Origin of the sequence: Mycobacterium sp. pUA109, from assembly GCF_041287095.1 — a bacterium.
Taxonomy (GTDB): Bacteria; Actinomycetota; Actinomycetes; order Mycobacteriales; family Mycobacteriaceae; genus Mycobacterium.
Window position 1 is genome coordinate 20,787 of sequence record NZ_JBGGKS010000028.1, and the last position, 13,382, is coordinate 34,168.

Here is a 13,382-nt window from a genome sequence, read left to right on the forward strand (position 1 = left end):
CCTGCCTCAGGTGACCGCGCCGGCGGCTTTGAGTTCGATGATGCGGTCCCAGTCCAGGCCGAGTTCGGTCAGGATCTCCTCGGTCTGCTCGGCGAAGCCGGGGGCCGCCGCGGTGGCCGGGGCGGCCACGTCGAACTGCACCGGGTTGGCGACGAGTTCGAGTTCGCCGGCCTGCACCAGGTATTCGTTGGCGCGGATCTGGGCGTCGTCGGCGGCTTGCAGGGTGTCCTGCACCGGCGCCCACGGCCCGGACAGCGTCGCGAACCGTTCGCTCCACTCGGCCAGGGTGCGCTTGCCCATCGCGGTGGTGAGGATCTCCACCGCCTCGGCGGTGTTGGCGGCGATGTCTTCGGCGGTGCCGAACCGCGGGTCGTCGGCGAGATCGTCGAGGTCCATGTGCCGGCAGACGTCGGCCCAGAACTTGGTCGGCTGCATCATCACCAGCGAGATGTATCGGCCATCGGAGGTAGGGTACAGCCCCACCAGCGGGTTGATCGGGGAGCCGTGCACGCCCGGGGCGGGCGCTTCCAGCCGCTCACCCAAGTGCGTGGTCAGCGCCACCGTGTGCCCCATCGCCCACAGCCCACTGCCCAGCAACGAGACGTCGACCACCGACGGTTCGCCGGTGCGTTCCCGTTTCAGCAGCGCCGCCGCGATCCCGCCGGCCAGGTTGGTGCCGGAGATGGTGTCGCCGTAGGCCGGTCCGGGCGGTCCGATCATGCCGTCGGTGCCGGGCGGGGTGATGGTGGCGGCGGTTCCGGCGCGACACCAGAACGCGGTCATGTCGTAGCCACCCTTTTCGGCTTCGGCGCCGCGCGGCCCCAGGGCGCTGCCCCGGGCGTAGACGATCGACGGGTTGACCGCCCGGATGTCGTCGACGTCGATGCCGAACTTCTTCCGGTGGGCGGGCAGGAAACTCGTCAGGAACACATCGGAGCGCCGCGCCAGCTCGTAGAGCACCTCCCGACCCTCCGGCACCGACATGTCCAGGCCGATGCTGCGCTTGGCGCGGTTGGCGTGCTCGATGTTCGGGTTCGGGTCGCCCTCGACCCGCAGCATGCCGGTCTGCCGCAGCCCGCGTTGCGGATCACCGGTCACCGCGTGCTCGACCTTGACGACGTCGGCGCCCCATTCGGCCAGCACCGCACCGGCCGACGGGACGAACCCGTACATCGCGACTTCCAGGACGCGGATACCGTCCAGCGGCTTCATCCGGCGACCACCGCGAACGTCTTGCGCTCCAGGAACTCCTCCAACCCGGCCACCCCCATCTCCCGGCCGATGCCGGACTGCTTGTAGCCGCCGAACGGGGCGTCGGGGGAAAAGTAGTTGCCACCGTTGATGGAGAACGTTCCGGTCCGGATCCGCCGGGCCATCGCCACCGCCCGGTCTTGGCTGCCGAAGATGGCGCCGGACAGCCCGTAGATCGAGTTGTTGGCGATCCGCACCGCGTCGTCGTCATCGTCGTAGCCGATCACCGTCAGCACCGGCCCGAACACTTCTTCCTGGGCGATCTCGCTGTCCGGGTCGACGTTGGTCAGCAGCGTCGGCGTATAGAAGTAGCCGGGGTCGACCTTCTCGCCGCCGGTGACCAAGCTGGCCCCGGCGGCGACGGCCCGTTTCACCATGGCGTCGACCTTGTCGCGCTGCTTCTCACTGATCAGCGGGCCCATGTAGGTCTTGGGGTCGGTCGGGTCGCCGTAGCGCACATGGGAGAAGTTGGTTTTGATCAGTTCGACGATCTCGTCGTGGTGGCTGTTGGGCACCAACAGCCGCGACGTCAGCGCGCAGCCCTGCCCGGCGTGGGTGACCATCGAGAACGCCGAAAACACGGCGGCGGTGTTGAAGTCGGCGTCGTCCAGCACGATCGCCGCCGACTTGCCGCCCAATTCTAAAAAGACCCGCTTGAGGGTGTCGCTGGCGGCGGCCATGATCGCGCGCCCGGTCGGGGTGGAGCCGGTGAAGGTGACCATGTCCACGTCGGCGCTGGTGGTCAGCGCGGCGCCGACGGCCGGATCCGAGGAGCTGAGCACGTTGACCACCCCGGCGGGGATGTCGGTGTGGTTGGCGATGATTTCGCCGAGCGCCAACGTGACCAGCGGGGTGTCCGGGGCGCCCTTGAGTACCACCGTGCAGCCGGCGGCCAGCGCCGGAGCCAGCTTGGCCAGCGCCAACTGGTTGGGGTAGTTGTAGGCGATGATCGCCGCGACGACGCCGGCGGCCTCTTTTTCCACCCACCGGTGGTGTTGCATGCCGCGGCTTTCGATGTTTCCGAGGTCCTCGGTCATCGGGTAGCTCTTGAGCAGTTCGGCGTAGAAGCGCACGATGTCGATCGGCTGGTCCAGCTGGGCACCCTGGGTCAGTGCCGGAGTGGCACCGACCTCGGCGATCGTCAGCGCGGCCAGTTCGTCACGCTGGGCGACCAGCGCCTGGTGCAGCTGCTCGAGGCACCGGATCCGAAGGTCGACGTCGGTCGACCAACTGGTGGTGTCGAACGCGCGGCGCGCCGCCGTGATCGCGGCGTGGGCCGCGTCGACCCCGGCGTCGGGCGCGTACCCCAGCACCTCGCCGGTCGCGGGGTTGAGCGACGCGAACACCGCATCCGCGGTGACCAGCCGGCCATCGATCAGCAACCGCCGGTCCACAGCTTGCTCGGCGGCGGGCGCTCCGTCCGCCCGCTGTTGACCACCTGCGATGGTCGCCGCCGTGCCCTGCGCACCCATTCAGTCTCCCCTCGGTTTGGATAATCGCGTTCTCATCTCCGGCGAATCTTACATACCGACAACGAGAACACAAGACAAATCGCAAAACCGTCTGACCTGCGCATCCGGGAGAGAATTGACCCCTGGGTCAACTTTTCTGCAGCTGGGAGCGGTTCCGCTCGAACCTTGCCAGAACCACAACTATGAGAGTACTGTTCTCATATTCGGAAGGGAGATTCTTTGTGACTGAGACGGCCCGCGCGTGAGGACAGCTGTCGTGACGGGGGGCGCCTCGGGCATCGGCGAAGCCGTCGCCAACCGATTGCGCGCCGACGGCCACCGGGTGGCCACCATCGACCTCAAACCCGGCGACGCCGAGCTGTCGTTTGCCGCCGACGTCACCGACCGTGCTGCGGTGGACCTGGCGTTGGCCGACATCCGGGAGCAGCTGGGACCGGTGACCATCTTGGTCAACGCCGCCGGGCTGGACGGTTTCAAGAAGTTCAGCCACATCACCTTCGAGGATTGGCAGCGGGTCATCGACGTCAACCTCAACGGGGTTTTCCACACCATCCAGGCGGTGCTGCCCGACATGGTGGAGGCCGGCTGGGGCCGCATCGTCAATATCTCGTCGTCGAGCACGCACTCCGGCGTCCCCTATATGGCGCACTATGTCGCCGCCAAATCGGCCGTCAACGGACTCACCAAGACGCTCGCCCTGGAGTACGGGCCTGCCGGCATCACGGTCAACGCGGTACCACCGGGCTTCATCGACACCCCGATGTTGCGCACCGCCGAGAGCCGCGGCTTTCTCGGCGACGTCGAAGCCAACATCGCGAAAACCCCGGTGCGCCGCATCGGCAAGCCGGAAGATATCGCCGCGGCGTGCGCCTTCCTGGCGTCCGAGGAGGCCGGCTACATCACCGGCCAGATCCTGGGCGTCAACGGCGGCCGCAACACCTGACAACACACCAACGGTGCACTAACGAAAGGAACAGCTGTGGGACGCGTTGCGGGGAAGGTCGCATTCATCACGGGGGCGGCGCGTGGTCAGGGCCGCAGCCATGCGGTGCGGCTGGCCGAAGAGGGTGCCGACATCATCGCCGTCGACCTGTGCCAGGACATCGAGACCATCGGTTATCCGATGGCGCGGCCGGAGGACTTGGAAGAGACCGCCAAGCTGGTCGAAAAGACCGGGCAGGGCATCGTCACCGCGCAGGCCGATGTGCGCGACGCGGCGGCGCTGAAAACCGCCCTAGAGACCGGTCTGGCCGAGTTCGGCAAGCTCGACATCGTCGTCGCCCAGGCCGGGGTGGCCGGCATGAAGGGCAACCCGCCGCTGCAGGCCTGGACCGACGTCATCAACACCAACCTGGTCGGCACCATCAACGGCATCCAGGTCGCGCTGCCGCACCTGGGTGAGGGGGCGTCGATCATCGCCACCTCGTCGGCGGCCGCGTTGATGGACGCCCACCAGAAGGCCAACCCCGGCAGCGACCCGGGCGGGATGGCCTACATGACCTCCAAGCGGCTGATCGCACAGTACGTGCACGACCTGGCCACCGAGTTGGCGGTGCGCGGGATCCGGGCCAACGTCATCCACCCGACCAACTGCAACACCGACATGCTGCAAAGCGCACCGATGTACCGGTCGTTCCGCCCGGACCTGGAGAACCCGACCCGCGCCGACGCCGAGCCGGTGTTCTACGTGCAGCAGGCGATGAAGGTGCCGTTCATCGAGCCCGAGGACATCTCCAACGCCGTGCTGTGGCTGGCCTCCGAGGAAGCCCGGTATGTGACCGGGATGCAGTTGCGGGTCGACGCCGGTGGCTATTTGAAGTGGTACGACTACCACGTCTGAGGAGGAGCGCCAGTTATGAAGGCGTGCCGGCGACGATGCAGAACGCAGTGATGAGGAGGAGCGGCACATGAAGGTGTGGGTTGACGCGGAGCGGTGCCAAGGGCACACCCTGTGCTCGATGATCGCCCCCGAGTCCTTTGTGCTCGACGACATCGACGGCCACTCGTCGGCCGTGAACGAAGTCGTTCCGGCGGATCAGGAAGCGGCGGTGCGCGAGGCCGCACAGTCCTGCCCGGAGCAGGCGATCAATCTCGAGGAGGACGCACCGTGAGTGTTGACGACATCGTCGCCGACAACGACCGGAAAAAACAGCGCTACTACTTCGATCGGCACACCTCGGAGTACCGGCTGCAGTTCGAAAAGATCACCGAGGAGATGCACGCCCGGTGTCCGATGGCGTGGACGGACACCTATGACGGGCATTGGGTGGCCGCCGGCAGCAAAGAGGTCTTCGAGCTGGCGCGCTGTCCGCACGTGTCCAACGATCACGACCTCACCGGGGAACGCAACGGGTACAAGGGGATTTCGATCCCCACCGCACAACGGGCCAGCTACGTCCGGGGTGGCATCCTGGAAATGGACGACCCGGAACACCGGACCTACCGCAACGTGCTCAACCCGTACCTGTCACCGGCCGCGGTCAAGCGGTGGGAGCCGTTCATCCACGAGATCGTTCGCGCCAGCCTCGATGAGAAGATCGAAACCGGCCAGATCGACTTCGTCGACGACCTGGCCAACATCGTGCCCGCCGTGCTCACCCTGGCCATGATGGGAATCCCGCTCGAGAAGTGGGCGATCTACAGCGAGCCGACGCACGCCGCGGTCTACACCCCCGAGCACTCCCCCGACGCAGCACGGGTCGCCGAGATGCACCGCCAGATGGGCATCGACCTGATCACCCACATGAACGAGATCCGGGAGAATCCGCGACCCGGGATTGTCAACGGGCTGCTGCAGGCCCGGATCGACGGTGAGCCCGCCCCCGACCTGGAGATCTTGGGCAACCTCGGCCTGGTCATCGGTGGGGGTTTCGACACCACCACGGCGCTGACCGCCCACTCGCTGGAATGGCTGTCCGAGCATCCCGACGAGCGTAAGCTGCTCAGCCGCCAGCGCGACACCCTGCTCAATCCCGCCACCGAGGAATTCCTGCGCTACTTCACGCCCGCTCCGGGTGATGGGCGCACCCTCTCGGCGGATGTCGAGGTCGAAGGCACCCAGTTCAAGGAGGGTGAGCGACTGTGGATCTCGTGGGCAATGGCCAACCGCGACCCGGAGGTCTTCGACGAACCCAACCGAATCATCCTCGACCGCAAGGGGAACCGACACTTTAGTTTCGGCATCGGCGTGCACCGCTGCGTCGGCTCCAATGTGGCGCGCACGGTGTTCAAGGCGATGCTGACCGCGGTGTTAGACCGGATGCCGGACTACCGCTGCGATCCCGAGGGCACCGTGCACTACGACACCATCGGCGTCATCCAGGGCATGCGGCACCTGCCGGCGACCTTCACCCCGGGCCCGCGGCTGGGCCCCGGCCTGGACGAGACGTTGGCGAAGCTGCAGCGCATCTGCGATGAGCAGCAGTGCGCCCGCCCGATCACCGAGTACAAGGACGCTGTGGTCATTTAGCGCGCCTCGCCCCTCAGCGCGAACCACTTCCAGCGCGAGCAGCTGTCCAGGAGCTTTGCCCCGCGGTGGATGATGAGAATGTGTCCGCGAGTGGGAATCTGACGACGCCCCGCCGGCGTGTTGCGTCGTCAGATTGCCACTCGCGGACACTCAGCCTCGGCGACGCCGCCGACCTTGGCGTTTCACCCAAACCGGCATGTCGTACCGATGGCACATACAATAAGTCGCCGTTCTATACAGCGGAGGCTACGCATGCCGAGCTACGTAATGAAGGTGTCGAGGAACGGCCAGGTCTCGATCCTGCGGGTGCTCGCGCTCGTTGGCAGACCGACCGGGTCGTCGTGGTGGACCTGGGCGACCGACTGGTGATGCGCCCGCTGCCCGAGGACCCGGTTGGCGACCTCACCGGATAAGTATCCGCGACGTCCAAGCAGCGATGGGGCCCGCCGCACGACTCGGGCCGATGACGCCACAGCCATGCGGCGCAAGCGGACGTGACCGTCGTCGACGCCTATGCCGTGCTCGCACTGCTATGCGTTCAGCGCCTCCCGGCTATGCCAGGTGCACCGCTCCCACCGCGAGACGACACAAATCGCACGAATACGCCCACGGCATGCGGGGCCTGGCCTCGCGAGCGTGCGCAGTTGCACGCCCACACGCCAAAAACCTGGCATTCTGCGCACGTTCGCGGCGGTGAGGCCGCCGCCGCGGCGAGGCCCCACCGCGGCGGGCCTCGCCGCAAACGCGGCTAGCCGCGCGGCAGGCCCAGCACTTGTTGGGCGATGATATTGCGGTGGATCTCCGACGTGCCGCCGGCGATGGTGCCCGAGAAGCTGCGGGCATGCCGCTCAAACCAGCTGGCGAAGTAGCTGTCTAAGTTCATCGGCGCATACGGTCCCGACATCGCCGGGTGGATCAGGCCGTCGACTCCGGCGGCCGACAGCGCGTGCTGCGAGGCGAACATCTCCGCTTCCGAACCCAGCAGCTTGAGCACCGACAGCGCGGCGACGTCCTCGTCGCCGCGCGCCGCCCGGGCCAACGCCTTCGATCCGAGCAGGCGCAGCGCCTGATAGTCCATGATCGCGGTGGCGTACTGATCGCGCTCCAACGCGCCGTGCGGGCGGAAGTCGGCGATGATGTTGTCCAGCCGGTCGGCGAAGCCCAGCCACATCATGGTGCGCTCGTGCCCCAGCGACCCGTTGGCCACCCGCCAGCCGCCGTGCAGCGGGCCGACCAGGTTCTCCGCCGGCACCCGCACATCGGTGAAGAACACCTCGTTGAAGTCTTTGTCGTCGATACCGCAGATGGTGGGGAACGGCCGGCACACCACCCCGGGGGTGTCGGTGGGGATCAGCAACACGCTGATGCCCCGGTGTTTTGGGGCGTCGGGGTCGGTGCGGACAAACGTGAGCAGCACATCGGCGTCGTGCGCGCCCGAGGTCCAGACCTTCTGCCCGTTGACGACGAACTCGTCGCCCTCTTGCACCGCCCGGGTCCGCAACGACGCCAAATCGGAGCCGGCGCTGGGCTCGCTCATGCCCAACGACGCCGTCATCTCGGCGCGCAGGATCGGCACCGCCCAACGCTGCTTTTGCTCCTCGCTCCCAAACGACAGCAACGAGGCCGCAATGATGTTGACGCCCTGCGGGTTAAAGCTGTGGTAGATGCGGCGCCGGCACAGCTCCTCCAGGTGCACAAACTGCTGCAGCAGGGTGGCGTTGCGGCCGCCGAACTCCGGCGGGTTACCGGGCAGCAGCCAGCCGTTGTCGAACAGCAGCCGCTGCCAGCGGCGCGCCCAGTCCGGCATGTGCGAGACCGACCGGGGCCGTTCCAGGGTGTCGGCCTCGGCGGGCAGGTGTTCGTCGAGGAAGGCGATGAACTCCGCGCGGAAGGCTTCGACGTCGGGATCAAACGTGAGCTGCAAGGTGTTCCTCGGCAATCATGGCGCGATGTTCGGCCGCGCCGCCGAGCATCAGCTCGCCGGCCTTGGCGCGCTTGAGCGCGAACTGCAGATCGTTCTCCCAGGTGAACCCCATCGCCCCGAACAGCTGCAAGCCGTGCCGGAACACCACCGACTGGCACTCCCCGGCGGCCGCCTTGGCCATCGCGGCGGCCATCCGCCGCCGCGGGTCGTCGGCGGAAATCGTCAGCGCCGCAAAATACGCCAGCGCCCGGGCCCGCTCGATGGCCACGTGCATATCCGCCGCTTTGTGCTGCACGGCCTGGAACGACCCGATCGGCACCCCGAATTGCTGGCGGCTGCGCACATGCTCCAGCGCCAGGTCGAGGATCCGCTGGCAGGCGCCGACCATGGTGATCGCCATACCGGTCAGCGCAACGTGCCGGGCCCGTTCGACGTCAACCGCCACCCGCGCGCTGTCGGGGATGCGCACCCCGGCGAATGACACGTCGGCGACGTGCAGCGTCGGGTCGAAGACCGAGTTGCGCCGCGCCGCCACCGCGGCCGCGTCGACCAGGAACACCCCGGATTCGGTGACCACCGCCAACCGGTCGGCGCGGTCGCCGTCCAGGACGTGCAGCGCGGTTCCGTCCAACACCCAGCCGTCGGCGTCGCGGTGTGCGGCGACCCCGCCGAACACGGCGGTGCCGACCTCGCCGGAGGCCTCGTAGTGCTCGCCGGCCAGCGGGGCGAACTGGGTCATGGTGGCCAGCAGCGGTGTCGGGTCGGTGGCGCGGCCCAATTCTTCGAGCACGATCGCCAACTCCACGGCGTTGGCCGGCTCGTTCAACTCCAGCCAGCCCAGGTCCACGTAGACCTTCCACAGCGGGCTCGTGTCAGCACCCTCTTCAGCCACACTGCGCACCAGCGAGGGCGGGCACTGCTTGCCCACCACGTCCCGCACCGTGTCCTGCCATAGTCGCTGATCGGCGTCGAACTCCAGCAGCATCGCGGTCACCTCCTTCACGGCTCGCTAGGAGAATAACATTCTCATTAGCGGATGTAACGATCTCGCCGTGAGATAGCGTGCTGCCACGGCACGTCCGGACCGTGCCGGGCTCCGGAGCGCCGCTGCCAGCGACGTCGCGGACACCCCAAGAAGAGAACAGTATTCTTGCAAACCAAGAACAGAGCTATACACTGGATGGCAGTCTGCGGCGAGGCTGCAACGCGCGACCCGGTGGGTCGGCGACACGGCGAAGGGCGGCGTGAATGAGAGAACACCCGGACGGCACCCGCACGCCGGTCATCGACGCCAGCGTGCACATCTTCGCCAAGTCCAACAAGGACCTGCGCAGCTTCCTGCGGGAGCCCTACAAGAGCCGCGGTTTCCCCGATTACGAGATGGACTGGTATGGCGCACCGGGCGGCGAATACGCGCCGGGCACCACCGGACCCGACGGGCAGTACCCGGGGTCGGATCCCGATGTCGTTGCCCAGCAGCTGTTTAGCGAGCGCGGCGTCGACGTGGCAGTGCTGCACCCGATGACCCGCGGGGTCATGCCGGACCGGCATCTGGGCTCGGCGATCGCGGCCGCGCACAACGAGATCTTGGTGTCCCGTTGGCTGGAGCACGGCGAATTCGGCGACCGCTTCCGCGGCACCATCCGGGTCAACCCGGATGACATGGCCGGAGCCCTGCGGGAAATCGACAAGTGGAAAGACCACCCCCGGGTGGTGCAGATCGGGGTGCCGCTGCAATCCCGCGAGCTGTTCGGCAAGCCGCAGTTCTGGCCGCTGTGGGAGGCCGCCATCGACGCCAACTTGCCGGTGGCCGCGCACATCGAGGTGGGCGCGGGGATCGCCGCCTCGCCGACGCCGTCGGGCAACACCCGCACCTACGAGCAGTACGTCAGCTTCATGGCGTGCAACTACCTGTACCACCTGATGAACATGATCGCCGAAGGGGTATTCGAACGGATGCCCGCGCTCAAGTTCGTCTGGGCCGACGGCGCCGCGGACCTGCTGACCCCGTTTATCTGGCGGATGGACACGTTCGGCCGCCCGCACCTGGAGCAGACGCCGTGGGCGCCCAAGATGCCCAGCGACTACCTGCCCGACCACGTGTATTTCGTGCAGGGCAGCTTGGACGGTCCCGGGAACACCGACTTCGCCGGGGAGTGGTTCGGGTTCACCGGCAAACAGGACATGGTGATGTTCGGCTCCAGCTATCCGCACTGGCAGTGCAACCAGCTGCAGGTGCCCCGCGCCTTCACCGCCGAACAGCGCGACAAGCTGTGCTGGCGCACCGCCAGCGAGCTGTACGGCATAGACGTTCCGGCCGCGGTGGGCGCACACTGATGAAGAGTTGCGATCAAGGGAGATCACGATGACCGTGACAGCCACAGAGCGCAAGCCGGCGGCCGAGCGGGTCGCCGTGCGCTGCGTCGATTCCGACGTCCACCCGGTGCCGCGGCGCGGTGAACTGACCCAATACATCCCGGAGCCGTGGCGCAGCAAGTACTTTCTGACCCGCCGGGTCGGCGAACAGATCTACTACGACGCCCCCGACTATGCGCACGCCTACGCGATGCGCGTCGACGCCTTCCCCGCCGACGGCGAGTTCCCCGGCAGCAGCCCGGAGCTCGCGTTCAAACAGCTGATCATGGAGGCGGGCGCCGATTACGCGGTCCTAGAACCCGCCGCCTACCCGGCCCGGATCCCCGAAGCGCAGCACGCGATGTCGTGCGCGCTCAACGACTGGCAGGCCAATCACTGGCTGGACAGCCACAACAACTGGCACCAGCGGTGGCGCGGGTCGATCTGCCTGGCGATCGAAGATCCCGCCGGGTCGGTCGCCGAGATCGAGCGGTGGGCGGGCCATCCCTACATGGCGCAGATCCTGATCAAGGCCGAGCCGCGGCCGTCCTGGGGTGACCCCAAATACGACCCGATCTGGGCGGCGGCCACCAAGCACGACATCACCGTGAGCTGCCACCTGTCCCGCAGCCACCACGAGGAACTGCCGATGCCGCCGGTGGGCCTGCCCAGCTACAACCACGACTTCATGGTCACCTACTCGCTGCTGGCGGCCAACCAGGTGATGAGCCTGGTGTTCGACGGTGTCTTCGACCGGTTCCCGACGCTGCGAATCGTGCTCGTCGAGCACGCCTTCACCTGGATTCTGCCGCTGATGTGGCGGATGGACGCCATCTACGAGGCGCGCAAGCCGTGGCTGGACATCAAGCGCAAACCCAGCGACTACGTCAAGGACCACATCAAGTTCACCACCCAGCCGCTGGACTACCCGGAGGACAAGACCGAGTTGACCCGGGCGTTCGAGTGGATGGAGTGCGAGAAGATCCTGCTGTACTCCTCGGACTATCCGCACTGGACCTTCGACGACCCCCGCTGGCTGGTCAAGCACCTGCCCAAGGCGGCCCGCGAAGCGGTGATGTTCCGCAACGGCCTGGCCACCTACCACCTGCCCGACACGGTCCCGGCCCTTGAGGGTCAGGTGCGGGTGTTCTGAATGACCGAAGAAACCAAACGGCCCCGGCTGGCCCAGGGCCGCGAGCACGTCGTTGCGACCGTCGACGAAATCCCGCCCGGCACCCACAAACTGGTGCCGATCGGGCATCACGGTGTCGGGGTGTACAACATCAACGGAACCTTCTACGCCATCGCGAACTTCTGCCCGCACCAGGGCGGTCCGCTGTGTTCCGGGCGGCTGCGCGGACGCACCGTCGTCGACGAGACCGCACCCGGGGATGCGGTGATGGTGCGGGATCTGGAATACATCTACTGTCCGTGGCATCAATGGGGTTTCGAACTCGCCACCGGCACCACCGCGGTGAAACCCGAGTGGAGTATCCGCACCTACCCGGTCCGGGTGGTCGGTAACGACGTCCTGGTCCAGGCCTAGCACGCAGGAGTATTGGTGGCCTCTGTGGAAATCAACGGCGGCAACGTCGTCTACGAAATCCTCGGCAAGTCCGGCGATCTGATCGTGCTGACCCCCGGGGGCCGGTTCTCCAAGGAGATCCCCGGGTTGCGTCCGCTGGCCGACGCCCTGGTCGCCGGCGGCTACCGGGTGCTGCTGTGGGACCGGCCCAACTGCGGGGCCTCCGACGTGCAGTTCTACGGGCAGTCCGAATCGCATATGCGGGCCGAGACCCTGCACGGGCTGCTCACCGCGCTCGACACCGGTCCGTGCATTCTGGCCGGCGGCTCCGGTGGCGCACGGGATTCCATGCTCACGACCATGCTCTACCCCGAGCTGGTCACCAAGCTGGTGGTATGGAACATCGTCGGCGGTATCTACGGCACCTTCGTGCTCGGCTCCTACTACATCGTGCCCAGCATTCTGGCGGTGCGCGGTGCCGGGATGGATGCGGTGATCAAAGTCCAGGAATGGCGCGAACGCATCGAGGAGAACCCGGACAACAAGCAGCGGTTCCTCGACTTCGACGGTGACGAGTTCCTCAAGGTGATGCTGCGCTGGCTGAACGCCTTCGTGTCCAAGCCCGGACAGACCATCCCCGGCGTCGACGACGAAATGTTCGACCGCATCACCGTTCCCACCCTGATCATCCGGGGCGGCGAGAATGATCTGGACCACCCCAAGCGGACCTCGCTGGAGGTCAGCTGCCTGATCAAGGGATCGCAGCTGATCGACCCGCCGTGGCCGGAGGACGCCTGGGAGCGGGCGTCCGAGGACCGCGCGGCCGGAAAGGTGAAGCACTTCAACATGTTCGACACCTGGGTGCAGGCCGCCCCGGCCATCCTGGAATTCCTGGGACGCTGATGGTGTCAGCTGGAGTGGATGTGGACCTCGCAGTTCAGCGACGCCTCCAACGCGGTGTGGATGCGGCTCTCGCCGACGCGCTGCAGGTCCGCGTCGGCCAACGTCACATGCACCACGTCGAAGCCGTCCGCCCCCGGCGCGCGACGGATGTCGCCGGTCAACCCGAACCCGGCCAGCACCCCATGCACGTCGTCGTCGGTGCCCCGGCTCACGTAGGTGACCACACCCGCCGCCGGTGTGGTGTCAAACGCCTTGGCGCACAGCTGGACCCCGGCCCGGGTTACCTCCTCGGCGCTGGTGCCGCCGATCAGCAGCTGCACGTGACGTCGCCCGACCGGCATCGCCGCGACATCGGTGTCGATCACCTCGACGCCCTGGCTTGCGGCATGGTCGCGCAGCGCCGCCATGCCCGTGGCCAACTGCTCGGGGGTCAGCCGACCCGTTGGGTCGACGTCGACCCGCACCACCGCCGTTCTCACCCCT

The 13,382-nt window shown here is 67.1% G+C and carries 13 protein-coding genes; 8 read left to right on the top strand and 5 right to left on the bottom strand.

What is annotated here, in order from left to right; all coding sequences use genetic code 11:
• Positions 1–6: 6 nt before the first annotated feature.
• Together ACAG26_RS24700 and ACAG26_RS24705 are read right to left on the bottom strand one after the other, a co-directional pair.
• Positions 7–1,212: a CaiB/BaiF CoA transferase family protein gene (locus ACAG26_RS24700; RefSeq protein ID WP_370485715.1), complete on the bottom strand. Its 1,206-nt coding sequence runs from the start codon at positions 1,210–1,212 to the stop codon at positions 7–9.
• On the bottom strand, positions 1,209–2,723 hold the full coding sequence (locus tag ACAG26_RS24705; protein WP_370485716.1) for an aldehyde dehydrogenase family protein: 1,515 nt from the start codon (positions 2,721–2,723) through the stop codon (positions 1,209–1,211). The genes ACAG26_RS24700 and ACAG26_RS24705 overlap by 4 nt, the downstream gene beginning before the upstream one ends.
• Before the next feature lie 241 nt (positions 2,724–2,964).
• Between ACAG26_RS24705 and ACAG26_RS24710 the strand changes: the two genes are divergently transcribed.
• From ACAG26_RS24710 to ACAG26_RS24725, 4 genes are all read left to right on the top strand, one after another.
• The gene (locus ACAG26_RS24710) at positions 2,965–3,666 is read left to right on the top strand and encodes an SDR family NAD(P)-dependent oxidoreductase (protein WP_370485717.1); all 702 of its coding nucleotides are present in this window, start codon (positions 2,965–2,967) and stop codon (positions 3,664–3,666) included.
• Positions 3,667–3,702: 36 nt separating this feature from the next.
• Positions 3,703–4,563, top strand: a complete 861-nt coding sequence (locus ACAG26_RS24715; RefSeq protein WP_370485718.1) for a mycofactocin-coupled SDR family oxidoreductase — start codon at positions 3,703–3,705, stop codon at positions 4,561–4,563.
• Positions 4,564–4,630: 67 nt separating this feature from the next.
• Positions 4,631–4,834, top strand: a complete 204-nt coding sequence (locus ACAG26_RS24720) for a ferredoxin (protein WP_370485719.1) — start codon at positions 4,631–4,633, stop codon at positions 4,832–4,834.
• The gene (locus tag ACAG26_RS24725; protein WP_370485720.1) at positions 4,831–6,192 is read left to right on the top strand and encodes a cytochrome P450; all 1,362 of its coding nucleotides are present in this window, start codon (positions 4,831–4,833) and stop codon (positions 6,190–6,192) included. Before ACAG26_RS24720 ends, ACAG26_RS24725 begins: the two co-directional genes overlap by 4 nt.
• A gap of 748 nt (positions 6,193–6,940) precedes the next feature.
• Here the strand turns inward: ACAG26_RS24725 and ACAG26_RS24730 are convergent.
• Complete coding sequence (locus ACAG26_RS24730) at positions 6,941–8,116, bottom strand: acyl-CoA dehydrogenase family protein (RefSeq protein ID WP_370485721.1); 1,176 nt, start codon at positions 8,114–8,116, stop codon at positions 6,941–6,943.
• Complete coding sequence (locus ACAG26_RS24735) at positions 8,100–9,101, bottom strand: acyl-CoA dehydrogenase family protein (protein WP_370485758.1); 1,002 nt, start codon at positions 9,099–9,101, stop codon at positions 8,100–8,102. The genes ACAG26_RS24730 and ACAG26_RS24735 overlap by 17 nt, the downstream gene beginning before the upstream one ends.
• 263 nt (positions 9,102–9,364) lie before the next feature.
• Between ACAG26_RS24735 and ACAG26_RS24740 the strand changes: the two genes are divergently transcribed.
• The 4 genes from ACAG26_RS24740 to ACAG26_RS24755 are packed head-to-tail and all read left to right on the top strand — an operon-like array spanning position 9,365 to position 12,899.
• Positions 9,365–10,453: an amidohydrolase family protein gene (locus ACAG26_RS24740; protein WP_370485722.1), complete on the top strand. Its 1,089-nt coding sequence runs from the start codon at positions 9,365–9,367 to the stop codon at positions 10,451–10,453.
• A gap of 28 nt (positions 10,454–10,481) precedes the next feature.
• Positions 10,482–11,624, top strand: a complete 1,143-nt coding sequence (locus tag ACAG26_RS24745; RefSeq protein ID WP_370485723.1) for an amidohydrolase family protein — start codon at positions 10,482–10,484, stop codon at positions 11,622–11,624.
• Positions 11,625–12,017, top strand: coding sequence for a Rieske (2Fe-2S) protein (locus ACAG26_RS24750; protein WP_370485724.1), 393 nt, complete (start codon positions 11,625–11,627; stop codon positions 12,015–12,017).
• 15 nt (positions 12,018–12,032) lie between these two features.
• On the top strand, positions 12,033–12,899 hold the full coding sequence (locus ACAG26_RS24755; RefSeq protein ID WP_370485725.1) for an alpha/beta fold hydrolase: 867 nt from the start codon (positions 12,033–12,035) through the stop codon (positions 12,897–12,899).
• A gap of 5 nt (positions 12,900–12,904) precedes the next feature.
• On the opposite strand, the gene ACAG26_RS24760 is transcribed toward ACAG26_RS24755, so the two are convergent.
• Positions 12,905–13,378, bottom strand: a complete 474-nt coding sequence (locus ACAG26_RS24760; RefSeq protein WP_370485726.1) for a hypothetical protein — start codon at positions 13,376–13,378, stop codon at positions 12,905–12,907.
• Positions 13,379–13,382 lie beyond the last annotated feature (4 nt).